Source organism: Shewanella vesiculosa (assembly GCF_009994065.1).
Lineage (GTDB): Bacteria > Pseudomonadota > Gammaproteobacteria > Enterobacterales > Shewanellaceae > Shewanella > Shewanella vesiculosa.
The window spans coordinates 37,482-59,724 of the sequence record NZ_JAACSD010000005.1 but is presented as its reverse complement, the minus strand read 5'-3'; the positions used below and the strand labels follow the sequence as shown (position 1 = coordinate 59,724).

19 protein-coding genes are annotated in these 22,243 nt (G+C 41.4%); 14 read left to right on the top strand and 5 right to left on the bottom strand.

Annotation, left to right across the window (positions count from 1 at the left end; all coding sequences use genetic code 11):
• Positions 1–324: 324 nt before the first annotated feature.
• The 6 genes from GW828_RS04990 to GW828_RS04965 all read left to right on the top strand — a co-directional run bounded on the left by GW828_RS04990 (position 325) and on the right by GW828_RS04965 (position 6,585).
• Positions 325–2,589, top strand: coding sequence for a putative bifunctional diguanylate cyclase/phosphodiesterase (locus GW828_RS04990; protein ID WP_273057679.1), 2,265 nt, complete (start codon positions 325–327; stop codon positions 2,587–2,589).
• Positions 2,590–3,105: 516 nt separating this feature from the next.
• Positions 3,106–3,798 (top strand): 5'-methylthioadenosine/adenosylhomocysteine nucleosidase, encoded by a 693-nt coding sequence (locus tag GW828_RS04985; protein ID WP_182754315.1) that lies wholly within the window; start codon positions 3,106–3,108, stop codon positions 3,796–3,798.
• Between the two features lie 88 nt (positions 3,799–3,886).
• Positions 3,887–4,894, top strand: coding sequence for a cobalamin biosynthesis protein CobD/CbiB (locus GW828_RS04980; RefSeq protein ID WP_124017077.1), 1,008 nt, complete (start codon positions 3,887–3,889; stop codon positions 4,892–4,894).
• 200 nt (positions 4,895–5,094) lie between these two features.
• Entirely contained in the window at positions 5,095–5,484 is a 390-nt protein-coding gene (locus tag GW828_RS04975) for a DUF2721 domain-containing protein (RefSeq protein ID WP_124017076.1), read from the top strand.
• Complete coding sequence (locus GW828_RS04970) at positions 5,481–6,107, top strand: trimeric intracellular cation channel family protein (protein ID WP_124017075.1); 627 nt, start codon at positions 5,481–5,483, stop codon at positions 6,105–6,107. The genes GW828_RS04975 and GW828_RS04970 overlap by 4 nt, the downstream gene beginning before the upstream one ends.
• 67 nt (positions 6,108–6,174) lie before the next feature.
• Positions 6,175–6,585, top strand: coding sequence for a nuclear transport factor 2 family protein (locus tag GW828_RS04965; RefSeq protein ID WP_235781991.1), 411 nt, complete (start codon positions 6,175–6,177; stop codon positions 6,583–6,585).
• Positions 6,586–6,722: 137 nt separating this feature from the next.
• On the opposite strand, the gene tyrS is transcribed toward GW828_RS04965, so the two are convergent.
• Positions 6,723–7,919: a tyrosine--tRNA ligase gene (gene tyrS, locus GW828_RS04960; protein ID WP_124017073.1), complete on the bottom strand. Its 1,197-nt coding sequence runs from the start codon at positions 7,917–7,919 to the stop codon at positions 6,723–6,725.
• A 125-nt stretch (positions 7,920–8,044) separates the two neighbouring features.
• On the opposite strand from tyrS, the gene GW828_RS04955 reads away from it, so the two are divergent.
• The 4 genes from GW828_RS04955 (at position 8,045) to GW828_RS04940 (ending at position 11,680) form a co-directional block, all read left to right on the top strand.
• Positions 8,045–9,556 carry a peptidoglycan DD-metalloendopeptidase family protein gene (locus GW828_RS04955; RefSeq protein ID WP_273057678.1) on the top strand — a complete coding sequence of 504 codons (1,512 nt, stop codon included), beginning with the start codon at positions 8,045–8,047 and terminating at the stop codon, positions 9,554–9,556.
• 34 nt (positions 9,557–9,590) lie between these two features.
• Positions 9,591–10,703 carry an anhydro-N-acetylmuramic acid kinase gene (locus GW828_RS04950; RefSeq protein ID WP_182722513.1) on the top strand — a complete coding sequence of 371 codons (1,113 nt, stop codon included), beginning with the start codon at positions 9,591–9,593 and terminating at the stop codon, positions 10,701–10,703.
• A gap of 114 nt (positions 10,704–10,817) precedes the next feature.
• Positions 10,818–11,204, top strand: a complete 387-nt coding sequence (locus tag GW828_RS04945; protein ID WP_165870124.1) for a DUF2750 domain-containing protein — start codon at positions 10,818–10,820, stop codon at positions 11,202–11,204.
• A gap of 5 nt (positions 11,205–11,209) precedes the next feature.
• Complete coding sequence (locus GW828_RS04940; protein WP_124017069.1) at positions 11,210–11,680, top strand: hypothetical protein; 471 nt, start codon at positions 11,210–11,212, stop codon at positions 11,678–11,680.
• A 111-nt stretch (positions 11,681–11,791) separates the two neighbouring features.
• Here the strand turns inward: GW828_RS04940 and erpA are convergent, their stop codons facing one another.
• Both erpA and GW828_RS04930 read right to left on the bottom strand, forming a co-directional pair.
• Positions 11,792–12,142 (bottom strand): iron-sulfur cluster insertion protein ErpA, encoded by a 351-nt coding sequence (gene erpA, locus GW828_RS04935; protein ID WP_124017068.1) that lies wholly within the window; start codon positions 12,140–12,142, stop codon positions 11,792–11,794.
• 9 nt (positions 12,143–12,151) lie between these two features.
• Positions 12,152–12,937, bottom strand: a complete 786-nt coding sequence (locus GW828_RS04930) for a DUF6776 family protein (RefSeq protein ID WP_273057677.1) — start codon at positions 12,935–12,937, stop codon at positions 12,152–12,154.
• Between the two features lie 311 nt (positions 12,938–13,248).
• Here GW828_RS04930 and GW828_RS04925 point away from each other — a divergent pair, with 311 nt between their 5' ends.
• The 4 genes from GW828_RS04925 (at position 13,249) to nhaD (ending at position 19,252) form a co-directional block, all read left to right on the top strand.
• On the top strand, positions 13,249–14,973 hold the full coding sequence (locus tag GW828_RS04925) for a chloride channel protein (protein WP_124017066.1): 1,725 nt from the start codon (positions 13,249–13,251) through the stop codon (positions 14,971–14,973).
• A 387-nt stretch (positions 14,974–15,360) separates the two neighbouring features.
• A complete protein-coding gene (locus GW828_RS04920) occupies positions 15,361–16,380 on the top strand; it encodes an aspartate carbamoyltransferase (protein WP_124017065.1) in 1,020 nt (339 codons plus the stop codon).
• Between the two features lie 26 nt (positions 16,381–16,406).
• A complete protein-coding gene (gene hemL / locus GW828_RS04915) occupies positions 16,407–17,693 on the top strand; it encodes a glutamate-1-semialdehyde 2,1-aminomutase (protein WP_124017064.1) in 1,287 nt (428 codons plus the stop codon).
• Positions 17,694–18,004: 311 nt separating this feature from the next.
• Complete coding sequence (gene nhaD / locus GW828_RS04910; RefSeq protein ID WP_124017063.1) at positions 18,005–19,252, top strand: sodium:proton antiporter NhaD; 1,248 nt, start codon at positions 18,005–18,007, stop codon at positions 19,250–19,252.
• Between the two features lie 155 nt (positions 19,253–19,407).
• Here nhaD and GW828_RS04905 read toward each other — a convergent pair whose 3' ends face one another.
• Both GW828_RS04905 and GW828_RS04900 read right to left on the bottom strand, forming a co-directional pair.
• A complete protein-coding gene (locus GW828_RS04905; RefSeq protein ID WP_273057676.1) occupies positions 19,408–20,520 on the bottom strand; it encodes a general secretion pathway protein GspB in 1,113 nt (370 codons plus the stop codon).
• Entirely contained in the window at positions 20,520–22,193 is a 1,674-nt protein-coding gene (locus GW828_RS04900; RefSeq protein ID WP_182698307.1) for an ExeA family protein, read from the bottom strand. Before GW828_RS04900 ends, GW828_RS04905 begins: the two co-directional genes overlap by 1 nt.
• Between the last annotated feature and the right edge of the window lie 50 nt (positions 22,194–22,243).

Sequence of the window (22,243 nt, the reverse complement as noted above, 5' to 3'; positions counted from 1 at the left end):
TTTAATTGACACAATGTTGCAGCCCCTTCGCAAACGAAAGATTGCTGCTAAATATAGGTAATAACGGTTATACCCCACCGACTCAGCATCAATACTTTAAATCTTCACTGTCATTTTATTGTTCATACAGGTAGACCTTCGAGCAAAAATATTCTGCGCATTAAATCGATGAACAATTTTTAACCACAAAACTGTCCCCTCAAAGAAATAGCATTACATATAATAGATATTTACATTTTACTGTCACGAATAATCATACAGTCCATTGATTTATAAAAGTAAATGCTATTTAATTAATTTCTGGCAATCAAAATATGTGTTTTCATGAATTTCATTAACCAATTTTTCCTGCTAAACGATGATAAAAACGCACATGAATCGATACCCAACTGGCGAATAAGTGCACTACGAATAATCCTCTCTTCGGGAATGTTGCTGTGCTTAGCTATTGCGTTTGACACATTCAATTCTGCCTTACAATTAAATTACTTATGGATAATCGCGCTTACTATTGGTTTCACTTCGGTGTTATTTTTATTGTTACTGGCCAGTAAGCGATTCTATCATTTATGTGCTCATATCCTCCTCGCTGCATTGGTATTGGCGAGTTTAGCAATCAACTTGTCGCTTCCAGACTTAGGACTAGCCAAAATAGGTAGTATGCTGATGTTTGTATGCCCTTCTATTGCGCTAATGTTGTTAGGGCACCGAGTAGCAATCTGTTTCGCCTTATTAAATATCGTGCCATTTTATATGATATTGCATGATATCGACCTGTCTCAATACACCCACATAGATAAGCAACTCCCTGATGCGAGTTGGTATATTACTGGAGTGGTTTTTCTATTTTTTAATATCTGCGTGCCTTTAGCAGTAGCAAGAACCATTGTCGCGGCTAAACGTCTCAATAAAGCAACGCTAAGCTCAAACGCTTATTTGAAAAGCAAAAATGAGCTATACCGCACTTTTTTTGCAGAATCGACTATCCCCAAAATTATTGTCGATGATCTGGGAAAGATTACTGATGCTAACCAACAAGCGATTGATTTACTAAAATTACCTAAACCATTAAAAAGCGAAACGTTATTGCTTTCATCTGTCATGCCAAACATCAAAACCTGTAACGCAGGCAAACAAGAACAAATATTGCACTTCAACAATACCTATCAGCGTGTTGTCCATCAGCAACTGACCGATGCTAATTTTTGTGTTTATGAATTTCATGATTGCAGTGCAGAACAGAGCATTAAAGGTAATTTGGCCGCCATGGAACAAGAGAACAGACGTCTACGTTATCGCGATACACAAACACAGTTACCGAATCGAGATTGGTTTGAACTGCAATGTGACCGCCTAATTGCAAAATATCGAAAAGGCTTTTATGTGGTTGTGGCTCAAAGTGCCAATAACGACTATTTAAATATAAAATTTGGTAACCATAATTCTCAAGCCATTACTAAAACAGCCTTTAAACGCCTGCGTAACAATATTGAAGGACCTTTATTATGTGCTCATATTGGACCTGGGAAAATTGCCTTTATTCTTGGTAGCCTTAACGAAACCGATCTGTATAGCGCCTTACCTAAAATCAAACATACTTTAGATGAAGATTACAACTTACTAGGAATTAAGTCTTCGCAATCATTTCTATTTGGTATTGCCCATTGCCCTGAACACGGGGATGCAAGCTGTAAAGTTGTCGCTCATGCTATCGAGGCGCTTAAATTAGCCAATACCAACGATGTATTTAGCTTATATGACCAAACCAATTCACAAAGCTTTTTAGAGAAATATGAAATATCGATGTTGCTCGATGAAGCACTACAGCAAGGTGAGCTAACCGTTTATTATCAACCTAAAGTAACGGCATCAGGACAATGTATCGGCCTTGAAGCGTTGGCTCGATGGCACAGTCCCATTTTAGGTACAGTATCACCAGCGGTATTTATCCCTATCGCAGAAGAGTACCGAATGATCAGCCGTTTAACGGATTTGGTGATACAAAAAGTCTGCTCGCAAATCAATCAATGGACTCAACAAGGGCTTAACTGTGTACCTGTGGCGATTAATATCTCACTAATTGATTTCACTCAAACCGACTTTATGTCCAAGTTAGTTAAGTATTTAGCTGACTTTACTGTCAGCCCAAAACAAATAGAACTCGAGTTAACCGAAACCTCACTAGAAGCGAATCAAGCCCACTCGTTAATGTTAATGAAAACTCTACAAGCGTGGGGTTTCACCATTTCGGTAGATGATTTTGGCGTCGGTTATTCTAATATTGCTCGTTTGGCTGACTACCCAATTAATAAACTCAAATTAGATCGTTCATTAATCAGCCAAGTTACCTCTTCAGCACGTCAACAAAGCTTGGTAAAAGCGATCCATAATATGTGTGAAGAACTAGATATCAAGTGTGTGTCTGAAGGTGTAGAAACTGCGGAACAGGTAAGCATTATGGCGGATATGGGCTGCAAAGAATTTCAAGGGTTTTATTTTTCAAAACCCATGACGCCTGAACAATTTTTTGCCCATGTCAGTAAGAAAGGACTGAAGTTTGAGCATCAGGACAGTTTAATAAAAGCGTAAACATTTATACCAATCTGTAAAGGAGGTTTGGTGTGAGTCGCTTGTTGCTCGAAACTAGATTCCAGTCAACATAACAGCATGGGATAAACGTGTCTTGCTGGGTTTAGCATTAACGCTCGAAGCTGAGAATCCAAGTAACGCTTTAATCTTTTCAATCTTATCTGCTGGGATTTTTTACTGGCATTAAAGGCTTTAACGCCTTGGCGCGGTTTGCATAGTAAGTCATATCGTGTTGCATGATTTTGCCTCTACAATAATAGCTATGACGCTTTAATCGGCAATCCTGAGACAGGCTGTCTTAAATTGACGTTATTGTGGCGTAATTAAGGTGTAAAAAAGCTGTGACCTCCAATAACCATGAATTAAATCACCCATAATAAAATAGTTTTAACTCGAGGCCCTGGTGCAAATAACCAACCCATGGATCAATAAAATCACTGTCAGCTTGCACACATTTATCGTGCTCGTGATATATTAGCAGCCATTCAAATTTGCTTATTCAGTTAAGGTTCACTCATGAAAATCGGTATTATTGGCGCAATGGAGCCAGAAGTTGTTCATTTAATTCAAGCCATCATTGAGCCTGTGCATAGCACTATTGCCGGAATCGAATTTATTAGCGGTAGCATTGCAGGCAAAGATGTCGTCGTCACTCGCTCGGGGATCGGTAAAGTGGCAGCCAGTATCGCGACCACATTATTAATCGAAAAATTTGCCGTAACCCATGTGATTAACACAGGATCCGCAGGCGGTTTTGTGGATTCTCTCGCTATCGGCGATATTGTGATTTCATCAGAAGTACGTCACCACGACGTAGATGTCACTGCATTTGGTTACGAAATAGGCCAAATGGCCCAGCAACCAGCAGCATTTATGCCTGATATCAACCTAGTGAATGCGGCCAAACAAGCTGTAGCATCATTAGGTGAAGTAAACGCAATAGAAGGATTAATTTGCACTGGCGACAGCTTTATTTGCGACCCGGTACGGACAAAATTGATGCGTGAAAACTTTCCGACTATGGCAGCCTGTGAAATGGAAGGGGCAGCTATAGCCCAAGTTTGTCACCAGTTTACAGTACCTTTTGTGGTTATCCGCTCTCTATCAGACAATGCCAACAATGACTCACCGGTTGATTTTGACTCTTATATTATTAAAGCAGGCCTGCATTCTGCCATGATGGTGATCGCACTGTTACAACAGCTATAAACCTTCTAGAATCAGTACAGAGACAATGACCTCATGGTCTCTGTACTGAGCAACCTTAGGTTAACAACAGCCTAACTATTGAGTGTCTATGGTCAATCAATTATTTAATCCTCAATTACTTAGCCAAGATGGCGGGTTACTGCAAAGCTGTTGTATTTTATTTTGTGCCTTAATTTTGGCTCGATTTGCGCCCATTCCTAGAGATCTACAGCCATTATTATGGTTCAACCGCTTAGCCACCTTGATAGCCATCAAAGTAAATCATCCAGAGCGAGCGGTGAGCCAGCAACTTATTGCAGGGATTTTAGCGACACTCATTTTAATTGTGCCTAGCGGGATTATCGTGAGCTTTTTACTCAGCCTTGCTGCTTATCCTTGGTTTTTTGAACTGATCATCTTGTATTTCTGTTTATGTGATTCCGCTTTTAAGCCTGTGGCACAAAAAGTGGTTGATGCCATAAAAACCGGTAATAAACAACAGGCCAAACAACTTCTGGCTCCTTGGGTGAGACAAAATACCCAAGCGTTATCAGAGGTGGGGTTAAGTAAAACAACCATAGAGAAACTGTTTACTACTCCCATTTACGGCACCTTAGCAACCATACTATTTTTCAGCATAGGCGGCGCTACGATGACATTAGTGGTGCGTATGTTAAGACAACTACAACATTGCTGGCCGCCTTATCATCCACATTTTTATATTTTTTCAAGTTTTGTCGGCCAGTTAAATAGAGTCATATTTTTCATCCCGACGTTACTTTGGCACTGCTCAATCGCCATTCAATTTGGCCAATTGGGTATCAAGTCTATTTTTTCACAACCAATATCGACAACAGTGAATAAAGATCAGCTCAATAACCATTACACGAGTTACGCATTAGCGGCCAAATTATTAAAAATAGAATTAGGCGGGCCACAGCAATTTATTGAAAATGGCAACACCATTCGGGTAGATTTACCCAAAGTAAAATCAGGGCCCTTGCCGGATCATCGCCACATTAGCCAAGCCATAACCGTCACGCACACAGCCAATCTTTTTTGGATCAGCCTAACCTTGCTACTACCGCTTATTTGGACCGGATTAAGATTTATTTAAACCATATAAATCTTGTTTTAAACAGGCTATCATTTAGCGATTATGGACTCGTGTGCGTTTGATGTAGGCCTGTTACAACCTGATGTCACCACTCGTTGTTAACATAGGTCAATTATGCCGGCAAATGGCTTATATCTTTGTAACATAAATCCTCTATAACTAATTATTAGCTGCATGAAAACCAGTTTAGGAATGCCATTTTGTTCAACCATTTACATGTATCATTAACCACACCAGCATTGCTGTTTCCGGCTATTTCATTGTTATTGCTGGCCTACACCAATCGATTTTTTTCATTAGCGGCATTGATCCGTCAACTCAGTAACGATAAAAAACCGGTACAAGGCGATCAAATTAAAAATTTACGCCAGCGAATTATTATTATTCGCAAAATGCAAGAAGCTGGTGTCAGCAGTTTTGCCTTGTGTGTGTTATGTATGATTTTGATTTACGTTGGCTTTAATCAAGTTGGCTCATTGGTGTTTGGATTGAGTTTACTGCTGTTATTGTATTCGTTGATTTTATCGGTAATAGAAATCCGTATTTCAGTAGATGCCCTCACAATTCATCTCAAAGAGCTAAGTAAATGAGTCAATGGATCTACTTTTTTGATTTATGTGGTACCGCTGTATTTGCCCTTTCGGGAGCGTTAGCTGCTGGTAAGCACCGCATGGATCCTTTTGGTGTTATTGTATTAGCATCTGTTACAGCTATTGGCGGCGGCAGTATTCGTGATGCCTTAATCGGCGCGACACCGGTATTTTGGATCCGCGATCCGAATTATATTATTGTCATTCTTGCGACCGTAGTGGCGTGCTTAGTGTTGGTGCGTAAACCCCATAAATTACCTGCACGCACACTGCCCATAGCCGATGCATTAGGTTTGGCATTATTTACCGTTATTGGCGCAGAAAAGGCCTTACTAATGGGATTGTCTGGTATGGTCGCGGTAGTCATGGGCTTAATCACCGGCGTCGGCGGCGGGATTATTCGTGATTTATTATGTCGACAAATTCCAATGGTGCTGCGAACAGAAGTTTACGCAACCGCTTCTATCGTTGGAGGCATCTGTTATACCTTAAGTATATTTGTCGGCATGGATAGCATGACATCATTACTGATCGCTATGTTCAGTACGCTAATCATCCGTCTGAGTGCTATTCGCTGGCACTTATCTTTACCGGCTTTTGATTTGAAAACTAAGAGAATTTAATGTGCGAATAATCTTCATATTATGCTGTTTGCTATTGAGCTTTCCCACTAAAGCCAATATTGGTGACATGCCGCGAGAACAACAACTTGCGATGCAATACATGGAAGCACTCACTGATCACGATTATACCGTCTTACGTCGATTTTATTCACGCGAAACAGTATTTTACGATAAGACAGCCAATACGACCTACAAAGGTGGTCGGCACATTATTGCGTTTTTACAACGAGCACATGAAGGGGTATTAGAATACCGCTTAAACGTAGAACACATGTTTAATACTGGCTCATTGGTGGTAATCATTGGTAGTTATCGCTTACGCGGTCCAGGCGATCAGTATGGTAAACCTGGAAAGATTATCGACCTTGCCGTACCCGGTGTCACAACCCTTAAATTTGATAGCAATACTGAGCGCCTAGTGGAGCAAATGGATTTAATGGATTATCAAACCATGACTGACCAACTTGCGGCTCAGTAATAAAATCAGAGTCAATTGCGCGCCGCGAGCGCTTTAATTGGCTGTGTTATATGGCTTCAGTGATATCGATTTCATTAAGTATCAGACATAAAAAAACGGCTTAGTTAATAAGCCGTTTTTTATTGATTTCATAAAACTTATTTCAAGATAACTTTAGCAAATTTTCGCTTACCAACCTGGAATACCGCTTCAAGACCTGCATTAAAACTGATGCGACTGTCTTCCACTTTTTCGCCATCCATTTTAACCGCACCTTGCTTGATCATCCGCATACCATCAGATGTAGAGCCGACAAGACCTGCATCTTTGAGTAAGTTAGCAATCGCTAAGCCTTCACCCGCTTCTAAAATGACTTCTTCGATGTCATCTGGAATGGCACCTTTTTGAAAGCGATCGATAAACGCTTGATGTGCAGCTTCTGCTTGGGCTTCATCATGGAAACGAGCAATGATTTCTTTGGCTAATAAAATCTTGATATCGCGAGGATTAGTGCCATTTTCAACGTCTAGTTTAAACTGGGCTAATTCAGTTAATGGACGGAATGACAATAATTCAAGATAACGCCACATCAAATCATCTGAAATCGACATGATTTTACCAAACATTTCATTAGCTGGCTCACTCACACCTATATAGTTGTGGGCCGATTTAGACATTTTTTTAACGCCGTCTAAACCTTCAAGCAATGGCATCATGATAACAGTTTGTGGTTTTTGGCCTTCTGACTTTTGCAGTTCGCGACCCATAAGCAGGTTAAACTTTTGATCGGTTCCACCTAATTCAACATCGGCTTGCAATGCAACTGAATCGTAACCTTGCAATAAAGGATACATAAATTCATGAATCGCAATAGATTGACCTGATGCATAGCGCTTTTTAAAATCGTCACGCTCCATCATACGAGCAACCGTTTGCTGTGAAGCTAAGCGGATCATACCCGCGGCACCTAATGGCTCTAACCAGCTAGAGTTGAATTCGATACGCGTTTTTGCTGGGTCTAAAATTTTATAAACCTGTTCTTTGTAGGTTTCTGCGTTAGCAAGCACTTGCTCACGGGTCAATGGCGGACGAGTACTGTTTTTACCGCTAGGGTCGCCGACCATACCGGTAAAGTCACCAATCAAGAAAATCACTTCGTGACCTAACTCTTGAAAAGTACGCATTTTGTTCAAAATAACCGTATGACCTAAGTGAATATCTGGAGCGGTAGGGTCTGCGCCTAACTTGATGCGTAATGGGCGCCCTTCTTTCAGTTTCTCAAGCAAATCCGCTTCAAGTAATATCTCATCGGTACCGCGCTTAATCTCTGCCAATACTTGATCTAAATTCGCCATCTCTACTGCAACTCCCAGGGCTTGCACAAAAAATAAAGAGCTCTATGTTACTTGTTAGCCACAGCAAATGAAAGAGTGTACACTTAGCAGATAACAACGAGATAGAGAAATTGGTAACAGAGTCAATGGCAAAGCTTCTTACTTTATTCACATTGCTGCCAAAAGCACATCAAATCACATTATCTTTATTAGTGATTTTAACGACATTTATTCTGATGTTCCCATCGGAAGACGCTCAAGCATCTAAACAAACCCAATTGATGAGCCAATCAACTGAGCAACCAGACATAGAAATCAACAAGCGTTATGCCATTCCACTTGCCTTTCGTACGCCTACAGCACCAAATAATAATGATGCCGAAAAGTCTGATGAACTCATATCAAAAGATGACAGCGACACTACCATCAGCGGTGAAACGGCAGATGACGAAGCCTTTGCTCAACACCTTTCGATGTTGCAAACCAGCACTTCTGATATTGACGGTATGATCAATGATATCGACCAGCAAGTGGCTAATCAAAAAGCCAAGTTAAAGCAAGAGGTCGCTAACGGTGATAATAGCGTTGAATACTATGAAGTTGTTAGAGGCGATACATTGGGCGGCTTATTTAGTCGTGCTGGACTCAGCGCTAAAGACGTCTACGACATTACCCAATTACCGTTAGCCAAAAAGAATTTGCTCAAGATTATGCCCGGCGAAGAAATTGCCATTAGTAAAAATGCCCAAGGTGAATTACAAGAATTAACCTATCGAATGGACAAAGTGTCGACATTAGTGATCAGTCATCACAATGAGCAATATAAAGAAACCGTCAACACCAAAGAAATCGAAAATCGTACCTCATTTATTACCGCCAATATTAAAAGTAACTTTTGGAATGCTGCGGCGGATGCCGGTTTATCGGGTAATCACATTATGGAATTGGCCAATATCTTTGGCTGGGACGTCGATTTCGCGCTTGATATCCGTAAAGGCGATCATTTTTCATTATTGTTTGAACAAGAATACGCCGATGGCCAATTTTTACGTAATGGCAATATTCTCGCTGCGGAGTTTTTTAACCAAGGGGAGCGTTACACCGCCGTACGGTATACCGACGGAGAATATTATTCAGAAGATGGCAGTAGTATGCGCAAAGCATTTTTACGCTCGCCAGTAGACTTTAAATATGTCAGTTCTAACTTTAATCCTCGTCGTTTACACCCAGTAACGGGGCAAATTAAAGCCCACCGCGGCGTAGACTATGTGGCCGCCATTGGTACACCGATTAAAGCCGCGGGTAAAGGTAAAGTGGTTGAGGCCGGTTATAACCAGTTTAATGGCAACTATGTATTCATTAAGCACAACGAAACCTACACCACTAAGTATTTGCATTTAACTAAGCGTAAAGTAAACCGTGGTGAAACGGTTAAACAAGGCCAAATAATCGGTACCTTAGGTAAAACAGGCCGAGTCACCGGTGCTCACTTACATTATGAATTCATTGTAAATGGCGTTCATCGCAATCCACGAACCATCGACTTACCTAAATCAATGCCGATTGATCGTAAAGAGAAAAATAAATTTACGGCACTCAGTAAACAATTGATGGCTCAGCTAAAATCAAATCAACAACAGCAATTGGCAAGTAATTAATAGCCTAATATTGCCATTCACAGAGAGTTACCTCATGTCTAAGCCAGAATACTTTATCGGTCTAATGTCAGGCACAAGCATGGATGGTGTTGATGCGGTGTTGGTTGATTTTTCAACTGATCATCCTATTTTAGTTGCCAGCCATACCGAAGCAATACCAGCACATTTATTAAGTGGTTTACAACGTTTATGCCAGCCAGCAACAGATGAAATAAACCGCCTCGGTCGACTCGATCGCAGCGTTGGTAAACTGTTTGCACAAGCGGTTAATCACTTATTGGCTAAAACAACTGTCACTGCCGATGAGGTTATAGCCATAGGATCACACGGACAAACTGTGCGTCATATGCCTAATTTAGAAATGGGTTTTACATTGCAAATTGGCGATCCTAATACCATTGCTATTGAAACTAATATCGATGTCATTGCTGACTTTAGACGTAAAGATATCGCCCTTGGCGGCCAAGGGGCACCGTTAGTTCCAGCATTTCACCAGCAAGTGTTTGCTCGCCAAGGTCACTCTAGAGTGATTTTAAACATAGGTGGAATTGCCAACGTAACCTATTTACCTGGTAATAGTGAGCAAGTATTAGGCTTCGATACCGGTCCGGGTAACAACCTAATCGATGCCTTTATTCAACAAAACTTGAACCTTCCTTTTGATGAGGATGGTGCTTGGGCAGACTCAGGAACCAGTAATCCTGACTTACTCAAACAGCTATTATCGCACTCTTACTTTTCGTTAGCTTACCCAAAAAGTACTGGTAGAGAGCTGTTTAATCAAGCTTGGCTTGAGCAACAAATCGCTGACTATAGTCATTTAGATCAAGAAGATATTCAATCTACCCTACTTGACCTTACCTGCCACAGTATTGCCAACGACATAAATAAACTGGCACCGACAGGTGAATTATTTGTCTGTGGTGGCGGAGCATTAAATAAAGCCTTAATGCAACGACTAGCCATCTTGGTTCCCCATTATAAAGTCGCTACCACCAGCGCGTTAGGTGTGGATGCAAAATGGGTTGAAGGCATTGCCTTTGCCTGGTTAGCCATGCGTTATCACCATGATTTACCCGCTAACTTACCCGCTGTTACGGGTGCGTCACGCGCTGCTGTGCTAGGTGGGCGTTTCAAGGCGAGATAAACACACCAAAATGCGTGGTTTACTTTTGCAATTGTGGCCTCAATGTTATGATGCCCACAAATTTGCTTAATTGTTTAAAATTGAGCAAAGCCAAAACTTAAGATGAGAGTCAATATGAGCAATAAAACCAAAACTGTATCTGAACTAATGAATCTAACTCCAGAAGGTCGTTATGATTATATGGTTGATCAGATTAAAGCTGAAAAAATTATTTGGACACTTCAAGATCAAGATGGTTGTGTCATGCTGACCACTGAAGATGAAGACTGTATTCCAATGTGGCCATCTGAAGAGACTGCCGCACTATGGGCTGTTGATGAATGGAAAGACTGCGAGCCATTAGCGATTCCACTTGACGAGTTTCAAGAACGTTGGGTAAGCGGTATGGAAGATGATGACTTATTTATCGCAGTTTTCCCCGTTCAAGAAGACTTAGGTGTTGTGGTTCCTCCTTTTGAAATGAATGAGCGAATTTTGCCAAAGAAACAACAAAAGCATTAATTGTAATGACCGATACCAACTCTGAAACCAACCACGCAGACCAGGCTCACAGCGTTGCAAAGCCACATTTACCAAAACGGCTAATTGGCTTGATGATCGTTTATACCTTGTCGGCCATCAGCGGGCTATATGCTGCCAACTCCTTGTCTGAGTTAAGTGCAATGCTATGCATATTAACCTTAATGATGGTGCTCGCAATAATCGGCCGCCAAAAAGCAGGCTTATATCTTCTGCGGGTGTATTGCGTACTGCAACTTTTGTTATATAGCGTACTGCCAATCATTATGTATGACCCCGACAATTTAGTTGCCGGTCCAACCACGTTTGATTTTGGTTTGTTTCAAACCGTTGTTGCTGATTGGGTTATCTACTCTGTGCTTATTGCGCTGGGGATCATTCAAGTGTGGATTAGCTTTAATGCAAAAGTGAAGGCGTGGTTTAAACCGCGGATGAATTTTAATATTATGAGCAGTTAGTTTTGGGTGTATCGGTACACTATAGACATCAAAAAAGCCGTCGAAAGACGGCTTTTTGTTAGCTATTCGATTACATGTCCCCAGACAGGTTAATCACTGTAATAACGCGCATTACACCGAGAAACTCGCTCCGCAGCCACATGTTGTGGTCGCATTAGGATTTTTAACAAAAAATCGTGAACCTTCAAGACCCGATGTATAATCGACTTCACCACCAACAAGGTACTGAAGACTCATTGGATCAACAACCAATTGCACACCTTGTTTCTCAATGGTGAAATCACCTTCGTTGACTTTCTCATCGAATGTAAAGCCATACTGAAAACCAGAGCAACCACCACCTGTTACATACACACGCAGTTTTAATTCAGGATTCTGTTCTTCTTCTAACAGACCTTTTACTTTTATCGCCGCCGCATCGGTAAATTGGATCGGCATTGCTGTATCAACTTGTTCAGTCATTACTACCTCTTACTTCGGTTTCTGCGGAGAATTATCCTTTACCTGACTATTTTGTTCAAGTATTACCCGCAGTTCTTTTTCACCCATCAACAGCTCTGGTACATTATAGACTTGCTCAATCTCGCCACCTTTGACACCACGACGAGCAGCCACCTTCACTTTGACCATGATTCGTTGAAGATTAAATCCCACTGGAAGTTCAAAATTGTTATCTATAATTTGAAAATAATTAAATTCAAAATCCAGTTTTTTATTGATTAATTTGCTCAAAGACAGCTCAGCTGGCTGATCATTTTGTGTACCCAGCAACAATACCGTCGAACTCGTCTTCACTTTAACTTGGTGTTTTTGCAACTGAGTGAGAATTAATCGCAATTGATATTGACCTGCCGTCACACCCAGGGCTAATTCCACCCCATGAATAGACACGCCTTCAACACCAGAATCAGTCACCATTATACTGCGATAAAACGCTAATTCTTTCTCTAACGCTTTTTGATCTGATAGTTGTTGGCTAAACATATCTTGCATTTCTTTATTGGCATTTTCAGCAATGCTTAATGCTAAATTACGGCTGGCAAGCACTTGTGCCTGTTCCTCCAGTTGTTGTAACAATTTACGCTTGCCACTGGCACTATTCGGCGTAGCCTCTGGTGCAAATGAAAGCCATAAATTAAAACTTATTGCTCCCAATAAAAAACACACTAACATTAAACCAATCAAGTATATGCTTGATGTCCTATTTTTACGTTCTAAAACTTGCAGTCTATCTAACCAACGGTGATAATTTAACATTAAGTTACAACCTTTTAATAAAATACAGTATGCTTGGCGAAGCATATTTTTCTTGGGTTTATTTTTGTGCCCTAGTTAACGTTTTGTGCAAATCATACCCGTATGACACAAGGTTATAATGCTAATATTTAGCGAGCCCAATAACCCTTTTTAGCCTATTAACTGTGTTAAATCAGATATGCAGCCAGCATGTATTAAGCGGTTAGTCCTATTGATGGAGAGTAATAACATGACACTAGCGCGTTATCAAACGATCAATAAACAGCTGCACAAAACACCCTTAACATATCAACAGGCCTTAGAGTCAAACCGTGCGATTTAAGATAAATAAAGCCGCTATTATTCACGCCAAAAGAACGACGCGCAAATATCTACGTAACGAATTTAGAGATAAGTTATCTCAGGCTAAAATTAGTGTGCAACTTTGTGCACTGGCGCTGCTGTTTGCCATCATAGCTTCTGTGGTGATTATCTTATTCCGTTTAAGTTTAGTGTGGGCAGATCAATACCTGCATTCAGATAGCTTAACCTTAAGCTCAACCTTAACTAATTGGCGATCTTACTTACCGATAATCGGCGCATTACTCATTTGGTTACTGTCTTTATTGGGCTCAAAACGCTATCGGCGCATGGGGATTGCCTATGTACTTCACCGGTTCAAATTACATTACGGTAAGGTACCGCTTCAATCTGCTGCTGGACAGTTTTTTCAAGCATTAATCGCCTTAATGGCTAATTTTTCTGTCGGTAAAGAAGGCCCCGCAATTCACTTAGGTGCGGTAAGTGCCAGTGTTATGGCCGAGAAGTTTTCATTACCAGACAATAGCGTGCGCATTATGTGTGCCAGCGGTATTGCCGCTGGCATTGCTGCAACCTTCAATGCACCGCTTGCTGCGGTATTATTTGTATTTGAAGTGATTGTACGCGAATACAAAATCCATTATTTCTTCCCAATCATGCTTTCAGCCATTTGCGGCGCGGTATCCAGTCAATTGGTGTTTGGTAATATTCATGAATATGAATTGATTAATGTCATTCATATTCCACTGGATCAATATCCTATTTTGCTGATTGGCGGCCTTGCCTTAGGCTGTGTCGCTGCGTTGTTTAACTATTCACTGCTAAAAGTAACCGCGACAGGTCAGCAATGGCCGTTAATTTATCGGCTGCTTATTGCGGGTGTTATTACTTCGTTTGTGGCGCTGTTGCTGCCACAAGCTTTAGGTTCTGGTGATCTGGCGATTAAAGAAGCCATTAGTGAGCATCCTAGTTTACTGTTTTTAATTGCACTGTTGTTGGCAAAAATCTTGGCCACCATCGCTGCTATTGGCTTTGGTGTCCCCGGCGGATTAATTGGTCCACTCTATGGTATTGGCGCATTAGTTGGGGCTATCTTAGCCTTAGTCAGCAGTTTACTGTTTCCATCCATTGCACCTTATGTGGGTTTATATACTGTCATTGGCATGACAGCAATGATGGGGGTTTGTCTGAGTGCCCCTCTAGCTGCATTAGTTGCGCTGCTTGAATTAACCAACGATGCGTCGATTATCTTACCGGCGATGTTTGTCACCATTCCAGCATTTTTAGTGGCATACCAGGGATTTAATACTCATTCTATCCTACTTAAACAACTGGATATTATGGGCTTAGGCTATAAGGTTGCCCCACTGAATCAAGGGTTACAAAAGAAAGGTGTTAGGGTACTGATGGATAAACGCTTCGTGATTGTTAACGATGATGACGAACTACTGCTTGAAGTACTTAAACGCGCTGCTGGCCGCCCAGTATTAGTTCGAAATGCTGAAGGCGAAATTGAAATGTTGCGACTTGAAATGCAATCCTTTGAAGATTCAACCACCCTATCGCGTCATCTCATGCCCGGATTACCTGATAGCGCCACCTTAAATGAGGCTTATGAAGCACTGCTCCCAAAACGATCTGGCGAAGTGTATATCTATCGTGATAACACGCAAAAAGTTGTTGGGGTGATCAGTTGGGCGAATTTATTGCAAGAAATTCGCTCAGGGCAAATTTAATTCAACCTCTTTGATCTCATTAGTCCTCAATAGTGTGACAAAGTGCGGCTTAATCTTCACTTGTCGCTCCATATGAGGTGCTTGAGCAAATTACAGCTTCAGATGTTATCTCAGTGGTTCTAAGGCTAATTCGCTGCGGCACGAGCAAATAAATGAGTCTTTCAAACACGATTAAGTTAACGGCCAAAATCATGTCAATGTTCTTGATAACAGCAAGTGAATCTCTGTGTTAAGCACGGTTATTATATTTATCTGGCGGTTATTTTCTGCTACAATTTTGCCTCAGCCACCCTAGACATAATCTCTATAACACCCTATATAATAATACGGTAAAATAGCATGCTGTTCTGGTGAATATTTTGCCCCTAAACTTTGGAAATTAGGCTGATGACGCAGTTCGAAGGTTCACATATCCTTTCAGTAAGCCAGTTAGATCTGGATTCAATTAACACTATTTTCAACGTCGCGAATAAAATGACACCTTATGCTTTGCGTGAAAAACGCACCAAAGTATTAGAAGGTGCCATTTTAGGCAATCTGTTTTTTGAACCCAGCACCCGAACTCGTGTCAGCTTTGGCTGTGCCTTCAATTTACTTGGCGGACATGTTCGAGAAACCACAGGAATGGCATCATCGTCATTATCCAAAGGCGAATCACTTTACGATACGGCTAGAGTACTCTCTACTTATTCGGATGTGATTGCCATGCGTCATCCAGACGCATACTCAGTTAAAGAATTTGCCGAAGGCAGTCGCGTACCTGTAATTAACGGTGGCGACGGACCGAATGAACACCCTACTCAAGCCTTACTCGATTTATTTACCATCAAGAAAGAGTTAAGCCACTCAGGTATGGGTATAGACGGTATGCATATCGCTATGGTAGGTGATTTAAAATATGGTCGTACTGTGCATTCACTATCACGCTTACTGTGCATGCATAAAGATATTAAATTCACCTTGATATCGCCAAGTGAACTATCAATGCCTGACTATGTGATCGCTGACATTGAAAATGCTGGCCATAAGATCACAATAACCGAGCAACTTGAAGGCAATTTGCATCATGCAGATATTTTATATCTGACACGCATTCAAGAAGAGCGCTTCCCATCACAGGAAGAAGCCAATAAGTACCGAGGTAAGTTTCGCTTAAATCACAATATTTATACGCAACACTGCAAGTCAAATACCGTGATTATGCATCCATTGCCTCGTGATTCACGCGCGCAAGCAAATGAACTCGACAATGATTTAAACAGCCACCCAAGTTTGGCTATTTTTAGACAAGCCGATAACGGCTTACTTATACGTATGGCACTTTTTGCATTAACACTTGGGGTTGAAGACCAACTCGAAAAGTATGAGTGCCCAGTAAACTGGTATTCACGTAAAGCCGATAGATAATTGGCACACAATATTAAGGATTAGACATGACCCGTTCCGAGGTTTTATTTGAACAGGCTAAAAAGACCATCCCTGGTGGCGTTAACTCGCCTGTACGAGCTTTTAATGGTGTAGGTGGTTCACCTTTGTTCATTGAAAAAGCTGATGGTGCTTATATTTTTGATGCCGATGGTAAAAAGTATATCGACTATGTTGGTTCATGGGGACCGATGATTTTAGGCCATAACCACCCTAAAATTCGCCAAGCAGTGTTAGATGCCGTTGAAAATGGCTTGTCGTTTGGTGCACCAACGGAACTTGAAGTTAAAATGGCTGAAAAAGTCATATCAATGGTGCCATCAATAGAACAAGTTAGAATGGTCAGTTCAGGTACTGAAGCCACTATGAGTGCGATTCGTTTAGCACGTGGTTTTACTAACCGTGACAATATCTTAAAATTTGAAGGTTGCTACCATGGCCATGCTGACTGCTTATTAGTTAAAGCAGGTTCTGGCGCGTTAACCCTAGGGCAACCAAGCTCACCTGGTATTCCAGAAGATTTTGCTAAGCACACGTTAACAGCAACCTATAACGATCTTGATTCTGTGCGTGCTATCTTCGAACAAAATCCAACCAGTATCGCCTGTATCATCCTTGAGCCCGTTGCGGGCAACATGAACTGTATTCCACCTGTCGAAGGATTTTTACAAGGCTTACGTGCCATGTGTGATGAGTTTGGTGCACTATTAATCATTGATGAAGTGATGACAGGTTTCCGCGTCTCTATGAGTGGCGCACAAGGTCACTACAACGTAACACCTGACTTAACCACACTTGGAAAAGTTATTGGCGGCGGCATGCCTGTAGGCGCATTTGGTGGCCGTAAAGATATCATGCAGTTTATTGCACCAACTGGCCCTGTCTATCAAGCCGGTACCTTATCTGGTAACCCAATTGCGATGTCTGCTGGTTTAGCCCAAATGGATGCATTGTGTGAACCCGGTTTATACGAAGCACTTGCAGATAAAACGAAACGCGTTGCAGAAGGTTTTAAAGCCGCTGCAGACAAACACGGTATTCCATTAAATATTACTTATGTGGGTGGTATGTTTGGTTTCTTCTTTACTGAAGATAACACGCCAATGACCTCGTTTGCCCAAGTCACAAAATGCAACATGGAACACTTCCGTCATTTCTATCATGCCATGTTAGATGAAGGTATTTATTTAGCGCCAAGTGCTTATGAAGCGGGTTTCATGTCAATGGCTCACGGCGATGCTGAAATTGAATATACTCTGGCCGCTGTTGATCGTATTTTTGCTGCAATGAAATAAATCAACAGACAGCTCAAGCTAAGCAGTCTTTTGGTAACAATAAAGAGGATAAATAACCACGTTATTTATCCTCTTTTCATTTGTGTTAACAAACTCCAATTTCTTTTCACTGTATTGCTTTTTTATACGCTACTTTGGTCGATTATTGACAAAATAACTGTGATCTCAGTTGCGAAATCCCTCGTTGTGTGATGTGATCGCCCCGCCAAACGGAAAGCTTAATTAAACCTTAACGCTAGGGCCAAATTAGGTTAGCAAAAATTCATGGTAATGATGTTGATTACCTACAACACAAAGTTGGAATTGCAGTCATGCTACATACTTTTCTTATCTCACTTGCGGTACTTGCATTGCTCAGTATCGTGTTCGAAGAAGTTACCCATATAAATAAAGCAAAAACCACCCTATTCCTTGGCTGTATAGCTTGGATTACCTTGTTCATAGCTTCTGGTAGCCCAGAAAAAAGTAAAATCGTGGGCGAAAACCTCAACGAAAACTTATTAGAAATTGCTACATTATGGTTATTTTTAATGTCGACCATGACTTTTGTAGCCTATCTTAATGCTAAAGGCATGATCCAAGTATTGGTTCAAAAAATATTTCCGCAGCAAGTCTCTGTGCGAATGTTGATGATGCAAGTCGGGTTATTCTCATTAGTACTGTCGACTTTTTGTGACAACGTCACTGCCACTCTGGTGTCATTAGGTTTACTAACAACCTTTAATTTAGATAAGCAAATGCGCCGCCGTATGGCCGTGTTAATTATCTTTGCGGTAAACTCTGGTGGGGTGGCATTAATCACGGGTGATGTGACTACCTTGATGATTTTCCTCGCCGGTAAAGTGCATATCTCAGAATTGTTAATCTTGTTTATTCCAGCAGGAATTAGCGTCATGGTCCTAGCAGTATTGTTTTCACTTAAAGCCGAAGGACATGTAAGCACCACGCCTATCGAGCAAAATTACAATACGGTTGATATTGTCATCGGAGTCATTTTCTTTACTACCATAGTATTAACCATGGTACTTAACGTGCTGTTTGGTATTCCGCCAGTATTGACCTTTTTATTCGGCTTATCGGTGATGTTCTTAGTGGGCCGCACCAATAAAAGTAAAAGTGAAGAAGTTCAAGTATTAGAATATATTCGTCAGGTTGAATTCGATACTCTATTGTTCTTCTTAGGTATCTTGTTACTCGTTGGCATGCTTAAAGAAATTGGCACCTTACATTTATTAACCGAAGTGTACGGCATGTATAACCCTAGTATTTCTAACTTTTTCACTGGCGTGGGTTCTGCCTTGTTAGATAACGTGCCATTAACCGCAGCGTTATTAAAAGCCGATCCGGTTCTCACAACAGCACAATGGTTAGGACTGACTTACTCTGTTGGTGTCGGTGGATCGTTATTAATCATAGGTTCTGCATCAGGCATCATTGCCATGAGTAAAGTGGAAGAGCTCACATTTGTCAGCTACTTAAAATACGTACCAGCATTACTATTATGTTATTGCATCGGTTATGGATTAACCTTGTTTTTAGCCAATAACATTCATGGTTAATATGGCGAGTTAATTCAACCTATAACACTAAGGCGCAATAAGCGCCTTAGTGTTATTTATCGATTGAGACTAACGAATAACATAACGAAGTTGCGATAGGTTTGTTAAGGTAAGTATGGTAAACCAAGATTGAAATACTTGTGCTAAAGCAGCATCTAAATAGCCGGCACTCTAAATTGTTCACCGTTAATTTCTAACACTATATCCCTAGGCCTTATCTCAACAATGGTAAGCTTATTCTGAATCATATCGCCCTGCTGTAATTCAACACCATCGACATTTAGCCAACGATTGTTTGGTTCAGATGAGTATACATGGGCATTAATATTAAACTCAGGCACTTGTAACTGTACACTGGCAGGTAGATCACCATATTTAGGAATTTGTTGATTGGTAGGTCGAGGAATAGGATCGAGCTTTTCCTGCGTCACTTGCTGATTTGCAGACTGCTCATATTCAACATCTTTTAGCGCGGTTTGAAATGCGGCTAACAAGTTATTGCGCTCATCAATTGAGGGCTCTTTTACCGAAGCAAAATCGACCTCTTCAGCCGCAGCATTAACTTGCAGCCTTAATGCTTCTAGTTCAGCTTGCCCACGTCGATTCGCATTGGCGCCTAATATAATCGGTTCGGCATTATCTGTCAGATTAGAAGACGCACTGCGTCCCGACACTTGATGGGGTTGATCGTCAGTTTGCTGAGTTAATGCCTGAGCATCGTCATTACGACCCCAATCCTGATTACGCGCTTCAACATCTGATGCCGATTGATAACCTGACCCCATAGGTTCAGCAGCAGTATTCTCAACATTACGTTGCAAAGTACCCAAGGATTGATAACTATTTTGAGCAAGAGGTTGCGCAATCGGCAAAGCCACTTTACCGGCTAATCGCACTCCATCATGGCCTTGATCTATGGCACTCTGATTGCCGCGTGGCAGCTCACGAGATCCATTAGCAGCTACCGCATCAGCAGATAGGGTTGATTGGGCTACAGCCACGGTATCAGCCACGGCTAACGGTGCATTGTAACGCTCAACGGGTAAGGCAACAGTTTGCACACCAGGCACTGCAGGATGTAGCAACAAACTCATGCTCCAAGCCGCACCAACACCAAACGCAATAGATAACGCCAGCAGAGTGAATTTTCGGGTGTTGGCTGATATTTTCGGCGGCGGAGAATAATTGGCTCTGGGCGTTAAAATAACATCAACAATATTTTCTTGTTGCTGCTTTTTACGGTTAACAGCGTCTAATAGAATTGACATTAACTGCGCTCCGAAGATGCACTCAAACGCGGGCCTTGCTGGCTTAAATATAAGTTCAGTTGTACTAAGGTTTGATTGCCAGCAATACCATCAGGCTTTAGGCCATGCTGACGCTGAAATTGCATTAATTGCTGTTCTAATTCACCATCGAATTGTGTCAGTAAGCGTGCTCGGCGTTTATTGACTAACGCTAAGCTATTTTCTAACCACTGTACTTGCGCCAGACTCGAAGACTGACCGATTTCACGGGGTAATACACCATCTGGTTGCCAAAGAATTTCGAAGGTACCGCTAAAATGACGATCAAACCAATCTTTGTTTACCCAGAATTGTTGCTCGCCCAATTGCAATAAAATTTGCTCCACTTGGCGCTCTACAATCACCCCATAAAACACATTCGCCTGAGCATCTTGTAAATACACCACCGCAGGATAATTTAGCCGCATAATACTGTACCAATTACCTTGTTGCTGGTAACAGGCTAAATCTTGTTGCTGCGCAGCCTGGCAGGCAGATAAACCAATGATAGGTTGTTTATTCCATAAACCAAATAACCCGGCAAAAGCATTATCAATGCTACTGCTTTGTAACATAGCTTGACGCAAAATCTGTTGCTGCGCGTTAACAACTGGCGGGCTGGTTTGTAGTTGCGATGTCGATGCTGTAATAGATTGATTTGTGGCACTAGGAATAGTGGCTAACGCTGGCGGATTAACAGACTGCTGCGTTTGATTGCTAGCTAATGCTGTATTGGAGTTAAGGCTATCGTCATTAGCCGAGCGATTAAACAGATAAAACGACAAACCAAATGCCAATACCAGCGCGGTTGCTGCAACAAATGGCCAACGCTTATCGCTAGGAGCATCAATATCACCTAACACTTCAACGGCGGCTTGATTAACCATCTTGTGATCAATCGGCACCTTAGCTTGACCATAACCAGCCATTAGCGCTCGTTCACATAATAGGTTAGTCAAGCGTGGAATACCGCCAGAGTGCTTATGTAACGCGGCTATCGCTTTACGGGTAAATAAAGGCTCGTGCCGACCCGCTACTTGTAAACGGTGCAGAACATATAAGCCAATTTCATCTTTATTCAATGGTAATAGATGGTAACGAGCGGTGATCCGCTGTGCTAACTGGCGAAGATCTTGGCGTTTTAACAGTTGCTGTAACTCTGGTTGGCCAATCAAAATGACCTGCAACAGTTTTTTGGTATTGGTTTCAAGGTTAGTCAGCAAACGCAACTGCTCTAACACCTCAGAACGCAAATGCTGCGCCTCATCAATAATCAGTACGGTATTACGGGCATTTTTATGATTAGTGAGTAAGTAAGTACTGATGAGATCGGTCAGCTGTTTTAAGGTCGGATTTTCGCCATACTTAATTTCCAACTCATCACACAATGTCGCCAAAAGCTCTAACTCGGTAAGTGATGGATTAAGAATAAATGCCGTATCTGTATTTTCCGGTATTTGTTGTAATAAACAACGCGAAACGGTAGTTTTCCCGGTACCAACTTCCCCCGTCAACAATACAAATCCACCAGTTTCACCTAACCCGTAAGTTAAGTGTGCCAGCGCTTCGCGATGACGATCGCTCAAGAACATATAATGAGGGTTAGGCGCAATAGAGAATGGATTATCGTTTAATCCATAGAAGGCTTTATACATTCGACCAAAAATCCTTATTTGAAACTGACGGCTCACGTTAATGCTTGTGC

Excerpts from the sequence above, each read along its gene's own strand:
- nhaD (WP_124017063.1), top strand. The coding sequence starts at position 18,005 with ATGCTACATACTTTTCTTATCTCACTTGCGGTACTTGCATTGCTCAGT.
- GW828_RS04920 (WP_124017065.1), top strand. The coding sequence starts at position 15,361 with ATGACGCAGTTCGAAGGTTCACATATCCTTTCAGTAAGCCAGTTAGAT.
- hemL (WP_124017064.1), top strand. The coding sequence starts at position 16,407 with ATGACCCGTTCCGAGGTTTTATTTGAACAGGCTAAAAAGACCATCCCT.
- GW828_RS04930 (WP_273057677.1), bottom strand. The coding sequence starts at position 12,937 with ATGTTAAATTATCACCGTTGGTTAGATAGACTGCAAGTTTTAGAACGT.
- GW828_RS04965 (WP_235781991.1), top strand. The coding sequence starts at position 6,175 with ATGCCGCGAGAACAACAACTTGCGATGCAATACATGGAAGCACTCACT.
- GW828_RS04950 (WP_182722513.1), top strand. The coding sequence starts at position 9,591 with ATGTCTAAGCCAGAATACTTTATCGGTCTAATGTCAGGCACAAGCATG.
- GW828_RS04945 (WP_165870124.1), top strand. The coding sequence starts at position 10,818 with ATGAGCAATAAAACCAAAACTGTATCTGAACTAATGAATCTAACTCCA.
- GW828_RS04980 (WP_124017077.1), top strand. The coding sequence starts at position 3,887 with ATGGTCAATCAATTATTTAATCCTCAATTACTTAGCCAAGATGGCGGG.
- tyrS (WP_124017073.1), bottom strand. The coding sequence starts at position 7,919 with ATGGCGAATTTAGATCAAGTATTGGCAGAGATTAAGCGCGGTACCGAT.
- GW828_RS04940 (WP_124017069.1), top strand. The coding sequence starts at position 11,210 with ATGACCGATACCAACTCTGAAACCAACCACGCAGACCAGGCTCACAGC.
- erpA (WP_124017068.1), bottom strand. The coding sequence starts at position 12,142 with ATGACTGAACAAGTTGATACAGCAATGCCGATCCAATTTACCGATGCG.
- GW828_RS04985 (WP_182754315.1), top strand. The coding sequence starts at position 3,106 with ATGAAAATCGGTATTATTGGCGCAATGGAGCCAGAAGTTGTTCATTTA.
- GW828_RS04955 (WP_273057678.1), top strand. The coding sequence starts at position 8,045 with ATGGCAAAGCTTCTTACTTTATTCACATTGCTGCCAAAAGCACATCAA.
- GW828_RS04970 (WP_124017075.1), top strand. The coding sequence starts at position 5,481 with ATGAGTCAATGGATCTACTTTTTTGATTTATGTGGTACCGCTGTATTT.
- GW828_RS04905 (WP_273057676.1), bottom strand. The coding sequence starts at position 20,520 with ATGTCAATTCTATTAGACGCTGTTAACCGTAAAAAGCAGCAACAAGAA.
- GW828_RS04990 (WP_273057679.1), top strand. The coding sequence starts at position 325 with ATGAATTTCATTAACCAATTTTTCCTGCTAAACGATGATAAAAACGCA.
- GW828_RS04900 (WP_182698307.1), bottom strand. The coding sequence starts at position 22,193 with ATGTATAAAGCCTTCTATGGATTAAACGATAATCCATTCTCTATTGCG.